The organism is Enterobacter genomosp. S (assembly GCF_001631805.1).
In the GTDB taxonomy this organism is placed as follows: Bacteria; Pseudomonadota; Gammaproteobacteria; order Enterobacterales; family Enterobacteriaceae; genus Enterobacter; species Enterobacter quasihormaechei.
The window spans coordinates 433,956-449,755 of the sequence record NZ_LVVA01000001.1; the positions used below are offsets into that span (position 1 = coordinate 433,956).

General features: G+C 56.0%; 10 protein-coding genes and 1 CRISPR repeat array. Of the genes, 2 read left to right on the plus strand and 8 right to left on the minus strand.

Annotation, left to right across the window (positions count from 1 at the left end; all coding sequences use genetic code 11):
* Positions 1-82 precede the first annotated feature (82 nt).
* The 5 genes from cas3f to clpS all read right to left on the minus strand — a co-directional run bounded on the left by cas3f (position 83) and on the right by clpS (position 9,409).
* The gene (gene cas3f / locus A3466_RS02095; protein WP_063449186.1) at positions 83-3,310 is read right to left on the minus strand and encodes a type I-F CRISPR-associated helicase Cas3f; all 3,228 of its coding nucleotides are present in this window, start codon (positions 3,308-3,310) and stop codon (positions 83-85) included.
* Positions 3,307-4,290: a type I-F CRISPR-associated endonuclease Cas1f gene (gene cas1f / locus A3466_RS02100; protein WP_063449187.1), complete on the minus strand. Its 984-nt coding sequence runs from the start codon at positions 4,288-4,290 to the stop codon at positions 3,307-3,309. Before cas1f ends, cas3f begins: the two co-directional genes overlap by 4 nt.
* A gap of 329 nt (positions 4,291-4,619) precedes the next feature.
* Positions 4,620-5,729: a CRISPR direct-repeat array (repeat unit 28 nt; unit sequence TTTCTAAGCTGCCTGTACGGCAGTGAAC).
* Between the two features lie 176 nt (positions 5,730-5,905).
* A complete protein-coding gene (locus tag A3466_RS02105) occupies positions 5,906-6,349 on the minus strand; it encodes a hypothetical protein (protein WP_063449188.1) in 444 nt (147 codons plus the stop codon).
* 432 nt (positions 6,350-6,781) lie between these two features.
* Positions 6,782-9,061, minus strand: coding sequence for an ATP-dependent Clp protease ATP-binding subunit ClpA (clpA, locus tag A3466_RS02110; protein WP_063449189.1), 2,280 nt, complete (start codon positions 9,059-9,061; stop codon positions 6,782-6,784).
* Between the two features lie 27 nt (positions 9,062-9,088).
* Positions 9,089-9,409, minus strand: a complete 321-nt coding sequence (clpS, locus tag A3466_RS02115; RefSeq protein WP_006174393.1) for an ATP-dependent Clp protease adapter ClpS — start codon at positions 9,407-9,409, stop codon at positions 9,089-9,091.
* Between the two features lie 267 nt (positions 9,410-9,676).
* Here clpS and cspD point away from each other — a divergent pair, with 267 nt between their 5' ends.
* On the plus strand, positions 9,677-9,898 hold the full coding sequence (cspD, locus tag A3466_RS02120; protein WP_006809408.1) for a cold shock-like protein CspD: 222 nt from the start codon (positions 9,677-9,679) through the stop codon (positions 9,896-9,898).
* A gap of 70 nt (positions 9,899-9,968) precedes the next feature.
* On the opposite strand, the gene macB is transcribed toward cspD, so the two are convergent.
* A complete protein-coding gene (gene macB, locus A3466_RS02125; RefSeq protein ID WP_063449190.1) occupies positions 9,969-11,909 on the minus strand; it encodes a macrolide ABC transporter ATP-binding protein/permease MacB in 1,941 nt (646 codons plus the stop codon).
* Complete coding sequence (gene macA / locus A3466_RS02130; RefSeq protein ID WP_063449191.1) at positions 11,906-13,021, minus strand: macrolide transporter subunit MacA; 1,116 nt, start codon at positions 13,019-13,021, stop codon at positions 11,906-11,908. The genes macB and macA overlap by 4 nt, the downstream gene beginning before the upstream one ends.
* 159 nt (positions 13,022-13,180) lie before the next feature.
* On the opposite strand from macA, the gene A3466_RS02135 reads away from it, so the two are divergent.
* Positions 13,181-14,137: a VirK/YbjX family protein gene (locus tag A3466_RS02135; RefSeq protein WP_063449192.1), complete on the plus strand. Its 957-nt coding sequence runs from the start codon at positions 13,181-13,183 to the stop codon at positions 14,135-14,137.
* On the opposite strand, the gene A3466_RS02140 is transcribed toward A3466_RS02135, so the two are convergent.
* On the minus strand, positions 14,134-15,792 hold the full coding sequence (locus A3466_RS02140) for an ATP-dependent endonuclease (RefSeq protein WP_063449193.1): 1,659 nt from the start codon (positions 15,790-15,792) through the stop codon (positions 14,134-14,136). The two genes, A3466_RS02135 and A3466_RS02140, sit on opposite strands and share 4 nt — an antisense overlap.
* Between the last annotated feature and the right edge of the window lie 8 nt (positions 15,793-15,800).

A 15,800-nucleotide genomic window follows, 5' to 3' on the forward strand; every position in this document is an offset into this window, starting at 1 on the left:
AGCAGACAGCTTAGAAATACATCCTACAAACTTCGTTTTGAAGTTAGATGTTCACTGCTGTACAAGCAGCTCGCGCCCTCTTTCAGAGGGCGCGAAACACACCCAATACCGGGTGATACAACCATTGATCTGTTTCCTCCTCCCTGGTCACTCTCAACGTGATTTCACCATACCGTCGCGACACCGCAGCCAGCTCCAGCTGTTTCATGTCTGCCAGCGCCTGTAATACCTCGGCATAATCAATAGCAATCCACGGCTCAACGCCATCTGCCAGGGATAACGGTTGTCCGCAAAATCGTCCCGCAGGTTTTAACACCCCGTTTTCCTGCATCAGGCAAAACTCAGGTTCATCGACTTCCTCTTCCAAACGCAAAAAGAATGAAGCCTGAGGTGAAGCTCGCCGAAATGGCGTACGTTTTTGAAGCTCACCGTTCCAGGTTAGGGGCCGTCGCCACCACAACGCGGCGACCACATCAGATTTGTCGCCTCCGTCCAGCAGCGCGGCACGCAACCGGGCGTGCTCCAGTGCCGCAAGGGCATTGCCTGGAATACCCTCAGCGATGCGCGGGATCGCATTCAGGGTGCGATAGCCCTCTTCGCTGAGCAGCTCATGGAGATCGTGGTGAGGCAGAAGATGATGTTCAGTTTCAAAACCGGGTCGGCAGTAGGCGACCTTTTCTCCGCGAAGCGCACGCACGTTGCGTTCCAGAATTACCAGGTTTTCGCTCTCAGGCACGATCTGACGATGGCGCTGAATACGTCCCGCAAACTGAATAAGTGAACGCATCGAACTCGGCTCGATAATCCCCCAGTCGGCATCAAAATCGCGCCCGACCTCAAGAACAGACGTTCCCAGCACGACAAAAAGATGATGCTGCTCCGGTGACGTCAGCGCCTGCTTAACTTCGGGCAACTGCCAGACCAGCTCTGGCTCATGTCGCGTAAATGCACAATCGAGTCGTTTTTCAATCGCCGCACGTACCGCCAGCGGGTGCTGGCTGTGATAAACGCAGTAATGAATGCAGAAGTTGTCCGGTGAGGGTAATGCCATCAGCGCTTGCGCGACGGCAACCAGCGGATTGATGTTGGCCATCCGCACCAGACCAAACGACACGGTTTTGCCGCTTTTGTGCGTGCTGTGATGATGGCCATGCAGCGCGATAATTTGCTGGTGTAGCGTCTGTGCCAGCGCGGAGATGATATCTGCCGACCTTGAAGACTGTGGCTCAACGGCAGCCAGTTTCCCCAGCCGAAGCCGCGGCTGATCAGGCAGACGTTTGATTCGCTGGCGAACAAAATCGTCATGCGCCCGGCGAAAATGCGCGTCGTCGGTCACATCCTGCGACTGCGCGCCATACTCATCAAACCAGGCGCAGCAGATACTCATTGGTCTGTCAGACTGACCGCATGCAGCCTGCCAGGCTTTTCGCCCCTCCCGATAGGCTTCAAACAGCGCTTCCGTTAATGCAGGGGGCAGCGTTGCGGAGGAGAGCAGCACGCGAGAGCCGAGCATGCCCGCCCAGTTCACCAGCCGACAAAGGGCGTGCAAATCATCAACGTCAAAATCATCAGGCTCATCAAGCACCAGGTCGCTGGTCAGCAGGCGTAGCATGGCGGGGATCTGCCTGCCGCCGCGCACGCCTTCCGTGGCAGGCATCAGGTGATCGATGGTTGTCACCAGCACCGGGGCACTGACCAGACGGTTTAGCGCCGGTTCTTTCGCCAGCCATTGCTGCGCGATCCCGCTACTGGTCGCCCCTTCATAATGCACGTAATGATGGCTGGCGAAGAACGTTTCGTCGCTGGCGCTGTTGTTATCTTCTGCGTCGTTGCCCTGGTAAAGCTCCTTCACCGCCGCCGCGCCGGTCACGACGGCCAGCGTGTCATCGTCAAGACCCAGACGAGACTGCAACGCATGTCCCGTCTGAAGGGTTAGGGTCCGCAGCCCCAGCGCGACGCTGAAGCGGCATCCCTCCTGTTCATCTGCCAGCGCGTACATAATTCGGGCATTGGCAAAGGTTTTACCGTATCCGGTGGAGGCCATATTGATGCCGAAGAAGCCCTGCCCGGCACTCTTCTCGCGAAGTGCAGACGCAACGTCCCATGCCTTGTTTTGCCAGGAAAAACGCTCTTCTTTCGCCCGTTCCCGAAACGTTTTATGCCGGGCGATGGCGGGCAATGAACGGCGCAACGCAGGAAGAGAACGCCCCATCAGTAGCGCCTGATGCGCTACGCCGACATTGTGCTCATCCAGCTTTTGCTTGAGTTCCCCGGTCCCTCGATAGCTGTTAGCCCACGCCTGAAAGGCATCATCCTGCCATCCGGCATAAGCCGGTTGTGAGGAGTAAACGTGATCGGCCAGCATCAGCGACAGGCGGGCAAGATGGAGGGTGAAGAGATTATCCAGCGATCCCGCGTGAAGCAGCGCAGGCAGGTTCCGGATGCGTTTACCAATTTGCCGGGCCTTCTCGCGCCAGGTTTGACTCTTTAGCGGCGTTCCGTGGGGGAATTTCCAGACATTTTTAAAATCACGCTCTTTCCACTGATGTTTTTCGGTAGATTTATGATTAAGTGCGTTCCAGTCTGCGTTCAGCTGTTTCTCAAACCAGCCTTCGCAATAGAGCAACTCAGGACGAGTCGAATGCGACTGGGGTAAACGGTGGTGCGACAATATCAGCCATACCACCACTTTCGCCAGAGGTGGAAGCTTTTCCAAAAGGCTGCATTTCTTGTCTGTGTCCCTCTTCAGCGCTTTCAGCATCGCCTTTTCGTCAGTGGCTTTTAGTTGAGTGAGGGATGTCAGCCATTGTTCATCGGTTCGCCCATCTACAAACGCCTCGAACAGACGAACCGAAATCCACTCGTGGCGGTACGGCTGACAAACGTGCTGACTTTCCCCCTTGAGCGTCTGCTGGAAGCACATCCCCGCTTTGCCAAAATCATGAAACAGCCCGGCGATCGCCGCCAGCAAGGCGATGCTTTCCGCGCTTTGCCAGCGGTGTTCACCGTCGTTGCGAATAACTTGTAGCGTCGTGCGATTCGTTGGCACGCGCCCCTGCGCGTTAAAGCGACGCAAGTTTCCGACTATCCACAGCAGTTCGGTTTGACCGTTTTTTTTCAGCCAGTGGCAGGCCACGGCGGTGTTACGACGGGCCGTTTTACGCAGCAGTTTGCGCAGCGTGACGACGCCTTCCATCGTAATCGTCGTCTGCCACGCCGCGTCACCCGTGCGCTCAGCAAACTGATCGATAATCCGGCAGCTTTGCTCGCGCGCACGTTTGGTACATCGGGAGATAATCAGCACATTCATTTTGCGACGCCCGCCAGCGATTGCGAGGTGTCCTGCAAGGTGGTGATCATCACATCTAGCGCATCAGACTGTTGAAACGCGTTGATGCAGCGCTGACGAAACTGTTGATTATCCTCACCCTCCATCGCCGCAATAAAGGCCTGCGGCATAACGAGGGCGTCTTTGATTAAATCGGCAATATCAAAAACCAGCCCACCGCGTCGGGTTTTTCCGTGCATGACGGCCAGACCATGAGGAATGCCCGTCACCCAGGCTGCGACGGCCGCCAGCCCGTAGGCCAGATAGTTGCCTTGATCGAGAAAACGGTTCGCCATATCTGCCCCGCCTCCCCGTTTGGCGCGGGTAAAGCTGCCATAGCCCACCGTCTGGCTGGTGAGTTTGTAGAGCGATTTTGTGAGCTGCGCTTCCTGGAGCATCAGCGAGGTGTGATCCTTCGCGTTTTCCATACCCTGCTTCGCACGCTCCAGAATAGTCTCCAGCACGTCCCGATCGGGCTGAAAAGACGTTTCTCGCTGCATCCGCAGGCCTGTCCACTGTTTTTCGATTTGCTGCAAACGAATAAACTGAAACTGCTTTGCCGCCTGAAGACGTTTTTCTTCATCAAACCAGAACGAGGCCCAGTTTTGTAAATACACCGTTGGACGATATTCGCTTTGCGGGCTGAGCCATGAGACATCGATATCCACCTCGTTCGCAGAATAAAGCGGCGTGCCATCCGTTCCGCAAAAGCCGACCATTACCCCTGCCCGCGCAAACTCGCGCATCGCCATTTGCGTAACGGATGTTCCCATTCCCAGCATCACTGCCGTGGTATTCGCGATGGGAATATTCCAGTAAAACGACTCTTTTCCTTCCTGGGTGACATATTCAACGCGTCCACCATTTACCTGGATGCGGCATTTCTCCAGGTAATAAATGTTGGCCCGTTTTGAATGCAGGATGGTTTTTAAATCTGTTGGGGTAACGCTGTTTGCAAGCATAGAAACGGCTTTAATTTCAAGGTATTGAATTCGGGTATGTTATCGAGATGAGAGAAATACAAATGTGATATATATCAAATGAATGGAAATTTCTTTGATAATCAAACAAAAAACACATCCTTTTTAAAAGTATTTTTTTACAAAAAATATATACACAGAAATATAATTAACCCCTGAATGGGATTTTTATTTAATCTAAAAATGGAAAGCATGTGGATGATGGGATTTCGTTTTTAAATAGGCGAGGTGAATATCTGTGAGGGATGGGTTTACTTGTACTGTCTGTGGGACAGTAACGCCATTTCCACGGCATTAAAGCCCAGAGGGGCTTACAAAGCTGCCTGTACGGCAGTGAACAGACAAGTGCGCGTAGCAATGTCCGCTGCATCTTTCTAAGCTGCCTGTACGGCAGTGAACAACGTGGCCACCCGGTGGCGGCTGCATGAGCATTTCTAAGCTGCCTGTACGGCAGTGAACACAGCGGTTGTGCGTTCGGCTGTTAACCGAATTTTCTAAGCTGCCTGTACGGCAGTGAACTAACATGTGGCGACAAGCTAACCGGTCAGCTTTTTCTAAGCTGCCTGTACGGCAGTGAACTCATGGCCCCCTTCTTCATGCTCATGCTCATGTTTCTAAGCTGCCTGTACGGCAGTGAACCCAAATGCCGACTTGGTGCCAATGAGTAAGGTTTTCTAAGCTGCCTGTACGGCAGTGAACCACCTTCGACATTCAAACCAGCGGGATAGAGTTTTCTAAGCTGCCTGTACGGCAGTGAACCCGCAGATAAGCGCGTAAGCGACCCGCGGCCGTTTCTAAGCTGCCTGTACGGCAGTGAACACGACAGTCCCACACCGTCGCCCCCATACTCATTTCTAAGCTGCCTGTACGGCAGTGAACACGGTATTGCGATCGATGCCGTTCTCGTGCATTTTCTAAGCTGCCTGTACGGCAGTGAACCAATGGCAGCGTTCGGCTATGTGATTCTCACTTTTCTAAGCTGCCTGTACGGCAGTGAACCTGTAGCCAAACGCTGTAAAGCCTCTGGCGATTTTCTAAGCTGCCTGTACGGCAGTGAACTCGCGTCAGCAAGCGTCTGGACTTGCAGGTTCTTTTCTAAGCTGCCTGTACGGCAGTGAACGCAATAAAGCGATCCCACGGTTTCACCATTCTTTTCTAAGCTGCCTGTACGGCAGTGAACATGCCACTAAAGAGATTACGGCGGGTTATAGCTTTCTAAGCTGCCTGTACGGCAGTGAACTCGTGGCGGAGCTGCTCATCCCGCCTGAGACCTTTCTAAGCTGCCTGTACGGCAGTGAACAAAAAGCTGGGGCTGTCCTTCACTGACGCTACCTTTCTAAGCTGCCTGTACGGCAGTGAACGCCGGGGTGATTCCGTTCGGGGCGGTGATGTATTTCTAAGCTGCCTGTACGGCAGTGAACTGAAAGGAAACTAAGCCATCTTATTGTTAGAAAAGAAAATAATCAATCTTCGCGCATGAAACCCTTTTTTCTGAAACGTAAATTCGCATCATATAAATCAATACCTTACATTATCCTCAAAAAAAAGGGTCAAGCCAGTGGCGTCAGGGGCCTACCCCGGACGCCACAAACTACATTCAGGAAATAATGTGAACTACCGTTTCTGCACGTTGAGGCGCAACAACATCTGCGGCCATAGAATGCGTGATGTCATGGAGCAGTCCTGTAAGATGCGGCAGCATATCGCGATCAAAATGCGATACCAGCAGTACGTGGTATAACGCCCGGCAGTAGTCACATTTCGTTTCGGTATCTTCCAGTAGCCACTCTTTTTGTCGCGGTTGTTCCGCTTCGTCCTCAAGTTCCACCACCTGAAAATCACGCATGGATTCTGTGAGGCCGGATTTTACCTCTTCCAGATAAGCTCCGAGACAGCGGCAAACAGCCTGCGTTTGTGGGAGCGAATGACAGTCGAGCAGGATTTCAGTGAGCAGGTTACAGCGTTCGGCAAGAGTTGGGAGATCGGGGTCGAGTGAAAGTTCGCTATAGAGCTGGGAGATAGACTGGTTTTCCATATTCATAATTTCCATATTAAAAGCTGAAAACTGCCACCAAAAACGCCAACTTTGGGTGGCAGACTGAACCGGTTTGGCGTACCGACCATATGGAAAATCGGCGCTTCAAAAGAAGCCCCGGTTCAGCCCACCATATTTGAAAATACGGATTATACCGTAGCTAAATAAAGAGTGAACGAAACAAGTGACGTTGCGTTAGCAACATCTTTCCATATGTGTGTAATCAGGACGCCAATCCCGGCACCTGATTTTGCAGGTGCGCCGCCATTTTATTACTGTGGATTTATCCAGCAACCAACTTCGAACGAAACTGGAAAGCGCCTCGCAAAATTACTCTGCGCCTGATGCCCTCACCCCACCGCTCTCCCACAGGGAAAGGGAGAAAGGCAGGCATAAAAAAACCGGGCTATTGCCCGGTTTTTAGACCTACGTAAGAAATCAGTGAGCCGCTTCCGGCTTGTGCTTCGCCGCACTCTGGAAATCGTACGTCAGTTCGTTCTTCGCCTGATCCAGCGCCACGGTCACCTGTCCGCCGTCCACCAGCGAGCCAAACAGCAGCTCGTTCGCCAGCGGTTTCTTCAGGTTGTCCTGAATCACGCGCGCCATTGGACGGGCCCCCATCGCGCGGTCGTAGCCTTTCTCGGCCAGCCAGTTGCGGGCCTCCTGGCTCACTTCCAGCGAGACGCCTTTCTGATCCAGCTGAACCTGCAACTCGACGATGAACTTGTCTACGACCTGATGGATAACCTCGGTAGACAGGTGATCGAACCAGATAATGTTGTCCAGACGGTTACGGAACTCCGGCGTGAAGATCTTCTTGATCTCCTCCATCGCATCGGTGCTGTTATCCTGGTGGATCAGGCCGATGGATTTGCGCTCGGTTTCACGTACCCCGGCGTTCGTGGTCATCACCAGCACCACGTTGCGGAAGTCCGCCTTGCGCCCGTTGTTATCGGTCAGCGTCCCGTTGTCCATCACCTGCAACAGGATGTTGAACACGTCCGGGTGCGCTTTCTCGATTTCATCGAGCAGCAGGACCGCGTGCGGATGCTTGATCACCGCGTCAGTGAGCAGGCCACCCTGGTCAAAGCCCACATATCCCGGAGGCGCACCGATCAAACGGCTGACGGTGTGACGTTCCATATACTCGGACATATCAAAGCGCAGCAGCTCGATGCCCAGCGCCTTAGAGAGCTGAACCGTCACCTCGGTTTTCCCCACGCCGGTCGGGCCGGCAAACAGGAAGGAACCAACAGGCTTGTGGTCATGCCCCAGGCCGGCACGGGCCATCTTGATCGCTTCGGTTAAGGCCTCAATGGCTTTATCCTGACCAAAGACCAGCATTTTCAGGCGATTGCCGAGCGTGCGCAGCGTATCGCGATCGCTCTGAGAAACGCTTTTCTCAGGAATACGCGCGATGCGGGCGACCACGGACTCGATATCCGCCACGTTCACGGTTTTCTTACGCTTGCTGGCCGGCATCAGGCGCGCACGCGCACCCGCTTCATCAATCACGTCGATCGCTTTGTCCGGCAGATGACGATCGTTGATGTATTTCACCGCCAGCTCCACCGCCGCACGTACCGCTTTCGCGGTGTAACGCACGTCGTGGTGCGCTTCGTACTTCGTTTTCAGGCCGTTGATGATCTGCACCGTTTCGTCAACCGACGGCTCGGTGACGTCGATTTTCTGGAAACGACGCGCCAGCGCACGATCCTTCTCAAAGATGTTGCTGAACTCCTGGTACGTCGTGGAGCCCATCACGCGGATCTTGCCGCTGGAGAGCAGCGGTTTAATCAGGTTAGCCGCATCCACCTGGCCACCGGAGGCCGCACCTGCGCCGATAATGGTGTGGATCTCATCGATAAACAGAATGCTGTTGGTATCCTGCTCCAGCTGTTTTAACAGCGCTTTGAAGCGTTTTTCAAAATCACCGCGGTATTTAGTGCCCGCCAGCAGCGAACCGATGTCCAGCGAGTAGATGGTGCAGTCAGCGATCACTTCCGGCACGTCGCCCTGCACGATGCGCCAGGCAAGCCCTTCGGCAATCGCGGTTTTACCCACGCCAGATTCCCCCACCAGCAGCGGGTTGTTCTTACGGCGACGGCACAGCACCTGGATGGCACGCTCCAGCTCTTTGTCGCGGCCAATCAGCGGGTCGATACCGCCGACGCGAGCAAGCTGGTTAAGGTTGGTGGTGAAGTTTTCCATACGATCCTCCCCGCCTGCTTGCTCTTCACTGTTGTTGATCTGCCCGCTGGGATCTGACGCCTGGTTAGGCTCGTCTTTTCGCGTTCCGTGAGAGATGAAGTTGACCACGTCGAGCCGGCTGACTTCGTGTTTACGCAGCAGGTAGGCCGCCTGGGACTCCTGTTCGCTGAAGATGGCGACTAAGACATTTGCGCCAGTCACTTCGCTACGTCCGGAAGACTGGACGTGGAAAACCGCGCGCTGCAATACGCGCTGGAAGCTGAGCGTCGGCTGCGTGTCGCGCTCTTCTTCACTGGCGGGCAGCACCGGTGTGGTTTGTTCGATGAAGGCTTCGAGTTCCTGACGTAGCGCCACCAGATCCACGGAGCAGGCTTCCAGCGCTTCGCGGGCGGATGGGTTGCTAAGCAATGCGAGCAGCAGGTGCTCGACGGTCATAAACTCATGTCGGTGCTCACGCGCTCTGGCGAAAGCCATGTTTAAACTGAGTTCCAGTTCTTGATTGAGCATAGGCACCTCCCCCAATTTTATGCCTTATCAGGCCTTTTCCAGCGTACACAGCAACGGATGCTCGTTCTCCCTTGCATAGTCGTTCACCATCGCTACTTTGGTCTCCGCGACTTCGGCAGTGAAGATGCCGCAGATCGCTTTGCCACGATAATGAACGGTAAGCATCAGTTGCGTTGCACGTTCAACATCATAAGAAAAGAACTTTTGTAGCACGTCAATAACAAATTCCATTGGCGTGTAATCATCGTTCATTAACATAACTTTATACATAGATGGCGGTTTTAGCGCGTCGCGCACTTTATCTTCCGCCAGCTGGTCAAAATCCAGCCAGTCGTTGGTCTTACCCATGATGCATAACCACTTTGAATCTACCTCAGATGTTAGATAACAATCATCTATTACTGTCATCCGCGATGTCTGTCACAAACTGTTGCAATAGCGTTAACTGCCTCAAATTTTGGTTGATTATTGTCCCAACTCCAGCGCCAAACGCTTGACGGCGTCTTCCGATTCTCTAAATTGTACAAGCGTGAGTTGGCGAGGTTTTGAACAGCCCCCACTCCACCACCGGTTCATTCCATCTTAATTTATAAGATTTACGAAGGATGTCGAAGCATGGAAATGGGTACTGTTAAGTGGTTCAACAACGCCAAGGGGTTTGGCTTCATCTGCCCCGAAGGCGGCGGCGAGGATATCTTCGCTCACTATTCCACCATTCAGATGGATGGTTACAGGACGCTCAAAGCCGGGCAGTCCGTCCGGTTCGATGTACACCAGGGGCCAAAAGGCAATCACGCCAGTCTTATCGTGCCCGTTGAAGCAGAAACGGTTGCATAGCTCTCTGATTCATTGTGTACACCCCGCAGGCAAAATGCCAGCCCGATCGGCTGGCATTTTTATTTTCGGGTTATTCTCGCGCCAGCGCGTCCACCGGATCCAGCCGCGCCGCGTTGCGCGCAGGCAGCCAGCCGAACAGAATACCGGTGAAGGTGGAACATAAAAACGCCGTCAGGATCGCCATCGGCGAGAAGCCAATCTCCCAGCCGGGTAAGAAGAGCTGGAGCGCAAAGGCGATCATCATCGAAAGCGCAATCCCCATCGCACCGCCCACCAGGCAGACCAGCACCGCTTCAATCAAAAACTGCTGAAGCACATCGCTGGCCCTGGCCCCGACCGCCATGCGGATGCCAATCTCCCGCGTACGCTCCGTCACCGACACCAGCATGATGTTCATCACCCCGATCCCGCCGACGACCAGCGAAATCACCGCCACCAGCGTCAGGAACAGCTGAAGAGTACGTGTGGTCTTTTCCGCCGTTTTCAAGAGGCCGTCCATGTTCCAGGTGAAGAAATCCTTCTTCCCGTGGCGCAGGGTTAACAGCCGCTCCAGCTGCTGTTCCGCCAGCGCGCTGTCGTAGCCCTCCTTCACCCGCACGGTGATGGAGTTGAGCCAGGACTGGCCCATAATGCGCCCGGAAATGGTGCTGTAAGGCAGCCAGACGCGCAGGATCTTACTGCTGCCGAACATCGACTGCTTCTCTTCCGCCACGCCAATTACCGTGGCAGGCATGTTGCCGACCAGTATCACTTCGCCTACTACGTTCGTTTTATTGGGGAAGAGCTGCCTGCGCGAGTTGGCATCCAGCACCACCACCTGCGCCCTGCCCGCCAACTGCTCGGCGTTAAAGGTCGCCCCTTCGCTGAAGGTCATGCCGTAGACGTTGAAGTAATCTCCGCTGACGCCGTTAGCGCTGGCCGCCACGTCAATGTTGCCGTAGCGCAGACGCAGATTTTGCGAGACGGCAGGCGTGGCGGAATTGACCCACGGCTGCTTCTGAATAGCCGCCAGATCGTCATACTTCAGCGCCTGCTGATACTGCGGCTCGTCGTCGCCGAAGTCTTTGCCGGGATAAACGTCAATGGTGTTGGTCCCAATGGCGCGAATGTCCGCCAGCACCAGCTGCTTGGCCGCATCGCCCACCACCACAATCGACACCACCGAGGCAATACCGATGATGATGCCGAGCATGGTCAGCAGGGTGCGCATTTTATTGGCCGCCATCGCCAGCCAAGCCATGGTCAGCGCCTCGCGAAAGCCGCTGGAAAACTGTCCCCAGCCGCCAGACGCGGGCAAAGCTTCCTTCGGCGCGGCCGCTCTGGACTGACGCGGCGGCGGGTTGCTGACAAGCTCCCCGTCGCGGATCTCAATGATCCGTTCGGCTTGTGCCGCCACCTGCGGATCGTGGGTGACGATAATCACCGTGTGCCCCTGATCGCGAAGCTGGTGGAGGATCGCCATCACCTCTTCACCGGAATGGCTGTCGAGCGCACCGGTTGGCTCATCGGCGAGGATCACCTGTCCGCCGTTCATCAGCGCGCGGGCAATGCTCACACGCTGCTGCTGACCGCCGGAAAGCTGCGAGGGCTGATAATCCACCCGCTCCGCCAGCCCAAGACGCGTTAACAGCGCCTTTGCGCGCTCAAGGCGTTTTTTCCGCTCCACGCCCGCATACACCGCCGGCACTTCCACGTTCTGCGCCGCGCTCAGGTGTGAAAGCAGATGGTAGCGCTGGAAGATAAAGCCAAAATGTTCGCGGCGCAGCTTCGCCAGCGCGTCGCCGTCCAGGGTGGACACGTCCATGCCGGCCACGCGATAGGTGCCGCCGGTGGGTTTATCCAGACAGCCGAGGATGTTCATCAGCGTTGATTTACCCGAGCCCGACGCCCCGACAATCGCCACCATTTCTCCGGCTTCCACGCGCAGGGAGATGCCCTTCAGCACCTCCACCGGCCCGTCGCCGGACGGGTAGCTGCGGCGAATGTCATTCAGCTCAAGCAGCGCCGTCATTGCGCGGCTCCGGGCAGGCTTTCGCTGGTGACCACTTCCTCACCCGCTTCCAGCCCTTTCACCACCACCACGTCGGTATCGTTACGCGCGCCAATCACCACTTCCCGCTCGCGGGTTTCGCCGTTGCGCAGCACTTTCACCTTGTAGCGATTATCCCCGGCGGATTCGCCCAGCGCGGAGAGCGGAACCGTCAGCACGTTTTTCACGCCGGTCAGCTGAATATGCACCTGGGCGGTCATGTCCAGACGCAGCACGCCCTGCGGGTTTGGCACCTCGAAACGCGCGTAGTAGAAGATGGCGTCGTTTACCTTTTCCGGCGTCGGCAGGATATCTTTCAGCACGCCTTCATAGCGGGTTTGCGGATCGCCCAGCACCGTAAACCAGGCCTTCTGACCCGGCTTAAGGTGAATGACGTCCGCTTCGGACACCTGAGCTTTCACCAGCATGGTGCTCATGTCCGCCAGGGTCAGGATGTTCGGCGCCTGTTGCGCGGCGATAACCGTCTGGCCTTGCAGGGTGGTGATCTGCGTCACTTCCCCGGCCATAGGCGCAACGATTTGCGTGTAATCGAGATTGGTTTTCGCCGTATCCAGCGAGGCCTGATTCCGCTTAATCTGCGCATCGATGGTGCCAATCTGCGCCTGCTTCACCGCCAGCTCCGTGGCGGCAGTGTCCAGATCCTGTTTCGAGATGGCCTGCGTTTTCGCCAGCGCCTGCTGGCGCGTCAGGGTGACCTGGGCAAGATTACGCTCCGCCTGAGCCTGAGCGCGCTGCGCGCGCAGCTCCATCAGCGTCGCTTCCACTTCGCGGATCTGGTTTTGCGCCTGCTCAGGATCGATCACCCCCAGCAGCTGGCCTTTTTTCACCTTGTCGCCAATCTCAACTGACAGGGTTTTAAGCTGGCCGCTGACCTGCGCGCCCACGTCAACTTTACGCAGAGCATCCAGTTTTCCCGTCGCCAGCACGTTCTGTTGCAGCTCGCCCGGACGGACAATCAGCGTTTGATACTGCGGTACCGGCGCGTTCAGCACCTTCCATAACCAGAATCCGCCCGCCAGCACCACTACCGCCAGCAGCAGAAACAGCTTTCTGCGTTTTCCCTTCAGGTTCATAAATATTCCAAATAGTTGTTCTGGCTACCATCAACGTTGATTTTATCTAAACCACTCCTCAACGAAACCCCCGATCCCCGTAATCGTCGGGAATTGTTTACCCGATGTTGATAAAGCGCCTGCTGAAATAGCGACATTCCACCAGAAGCAGGATCTAACATGTCTTCCATCGTCGATACACCCTATTCAACGCTGCCCCAGCCTAAATCGGGCTGGCAACTGTTCAAAAGCCTGGCATCGGGTTCCCTCACGCCGGGGCTGGCGTGGCAAAATCCGGCCTATCGACGTAAGTTTATGTTGCGCTCGCTGGCAACGCCTCTGACCACTGCGCGCCTGCTCGCAAACCTTGCTAAACAGCCCCGTCTGATGCAGCTCCTGCGCGTACAGCCCGGCCTGCCGTGCCGCCTGCACCGACCGTGGCTGACCGTCAACATGGACCGTCAGCATACGCTGGAGGCACTGAACGATCACTATCAGATGATGAACCGCCATCTTCCGGCGTCGCTGCTGAACGGCTACCTCTCCAGCCAGGGCATCACGCTGGTGACGTTAACGGGCAAAGAGGAGCAGCAGTTTAGCATTCGCCTGAGCGCGGATGCGTTTCTGGATAAAGAAGGGGAAGCGACCCTTACGTTTTGCGACCACCAGAACACGGTGCTGGCCGAACTGACCTTTACGCTGTGCAAATATGAAGGCAAGACAACGCTGTTTATCGGCGGAATGCAGGGGGCGAAAGCGCATGTCCCGCACGAGCACATTCAACTTGCAACAAAAGCCTGCCACGGGCTGTTCCCAAAACGTCTGCTGGTGGAAGCGGTCATGACGCTGGCAGACGCTTTCCCGGTCGAGCAGATCCTCGCGGTGAGCAACGCCACCCACATCTACCGCAGCTGGCGCTATCGCAAGAAAAAAGAGGGAAAATTGCTGGCTGACTACGACAGCTTCTGGCGCTCTCTTGGCGGACAGCAGCAGGAGAATGGCCACTTTGCTCTGCCTTTAACCATGCCCCGTAAACCGATGGAAGAGATTGCGAGTAAAAAACGGGCCGAATACCGCCGCCGCTATGCCCTGCTTGATAGCCTGATCCAGCAGGTTTCGCAGGCGACCGCCCGCTAATCTGCCCTCCCGCGCGCCAGCCAGAGCACGCGGGAGAACATTTTACGCAGCAGGGTCGGCACCGACTCCACGCCCCGCCTGCCCGCTTCCGTCGCCACTTCAATGGCCAAATCCGGCTTCGACGACCGCTGGATGGCTTTGGCAATCACCCGACGCATATTCATGGGCACGTCTACCGGGATCATCGCCACGCGGTGAAAAACGTCGTCAAATCCCTGGCGGTACATGAAGTGCTCCATGTCCATCGCGGGCAGCGTGGTCAGATGCTCCCGCTCCTCTTCACGATCGTTATTGAGCAGGCTGCGCACGGTCGCCGCGTATTTTTTCCCCGCCTCATCGCCGTCTACCAGCACGTGCCACTCGATCCCCATCCGGCGTGCAAATTTGATCAGCGGCTTTAAGCCGGACTGGGCAAATTCGATCACCTTGATCCCCTCAGCATCAAAGTGGTGTCCGCACTGGCGAGCCAGCTCGTTTATCACCCAGGTTTCGGTTTCCCCTTCCACCAGCAGCCAGCAGCGGGCAAACAGGGAAGAGGCGCGGTTAAAACGGATATGAAACGCAATTCGACGGCCATCTTCGGCATTTAACCCGCCGGGCCCGAGCCGGTAGGCGGTAACGCGCGACGATTCACGCACCAGGCGGCAGACGTACTCCACCGGCGTCAGGGAGAGCAGCTCGCCGGAATTCGTGGTGGTGACACGTTGCAACGGCAGCAGATTCAGAAGATGCCACGCCACGGAAAGCATAATCGGGTGCAGACGCGTTTCCGGATCTTCCACCAGCAGCAGCGGGCGCGCGTCCCGATCCAGGCGCACCGTCCCTTTCGCCTGTAAAAGCGTGGAGAAGAGCCCCAGCAGGATCACACGATGCGCCCGTCCGCCGGGGCGGTCGATCATGCGGTTGATGATATCGAGATAGCGCCAGCTTCGTTGCTCATCGTGCGAGCGGCGGCGCATCAGGCGGTGGCGTGCCTGCCCCGTTCCCTGCTCGGAAAAGTAGTGCTCCAGTAATTGCACCATGGCAGAAAGTCCCTGACGGATCTGGCCGTCGGTGAGGTTCTGCGGCCGCGAAACCAGTTCCCGGGCGAGAAAATCCAGCTCGCGGGCGGTCACCTCCACCTCTGGCATATTCGGCACGGTGCCGTTACGGATCCGCCGCATAAAGCGCGCGTCACGTAAGCGCAGCACGGGAGACAGGCGGATCAGATGCCGGGCAAGATCGTCAATCTGTTCGAGCGGGATCGGATTTCCCTTCTCATCAAGAAATTCACGCAGGGTTAATACCCCGTCGTTTTGCGCCATTTCGCCCTCAAGGCGATAGAAAATACGGTGGAAACCGTCTTCACAGGGCACCCAGCAGGGGGACATCGGACGAAAACGGCGCACGCGATGGCGACCGGGCTCGGATTCGCGGAAGGTCAGTATGATATGCAGATGTTTTTCACGTCCGTTGACATCCCCCGGCGGAAACCAGAAGTCGTCATGAACGAAGTGGTACAAGTTCTCTTCGGGCGAAAGCAGCAGCGTCAGGGCATCCAGCAGGCTGGATTTACCCCAGGCATTCTCGCCTATCAGGACGTTGTTCTGTTCCAGCTGTAGTGACAGGCGATTAATCCCGCGGAACCCGACAATCTCCACACGTTCGAGTAGCATACATCCCC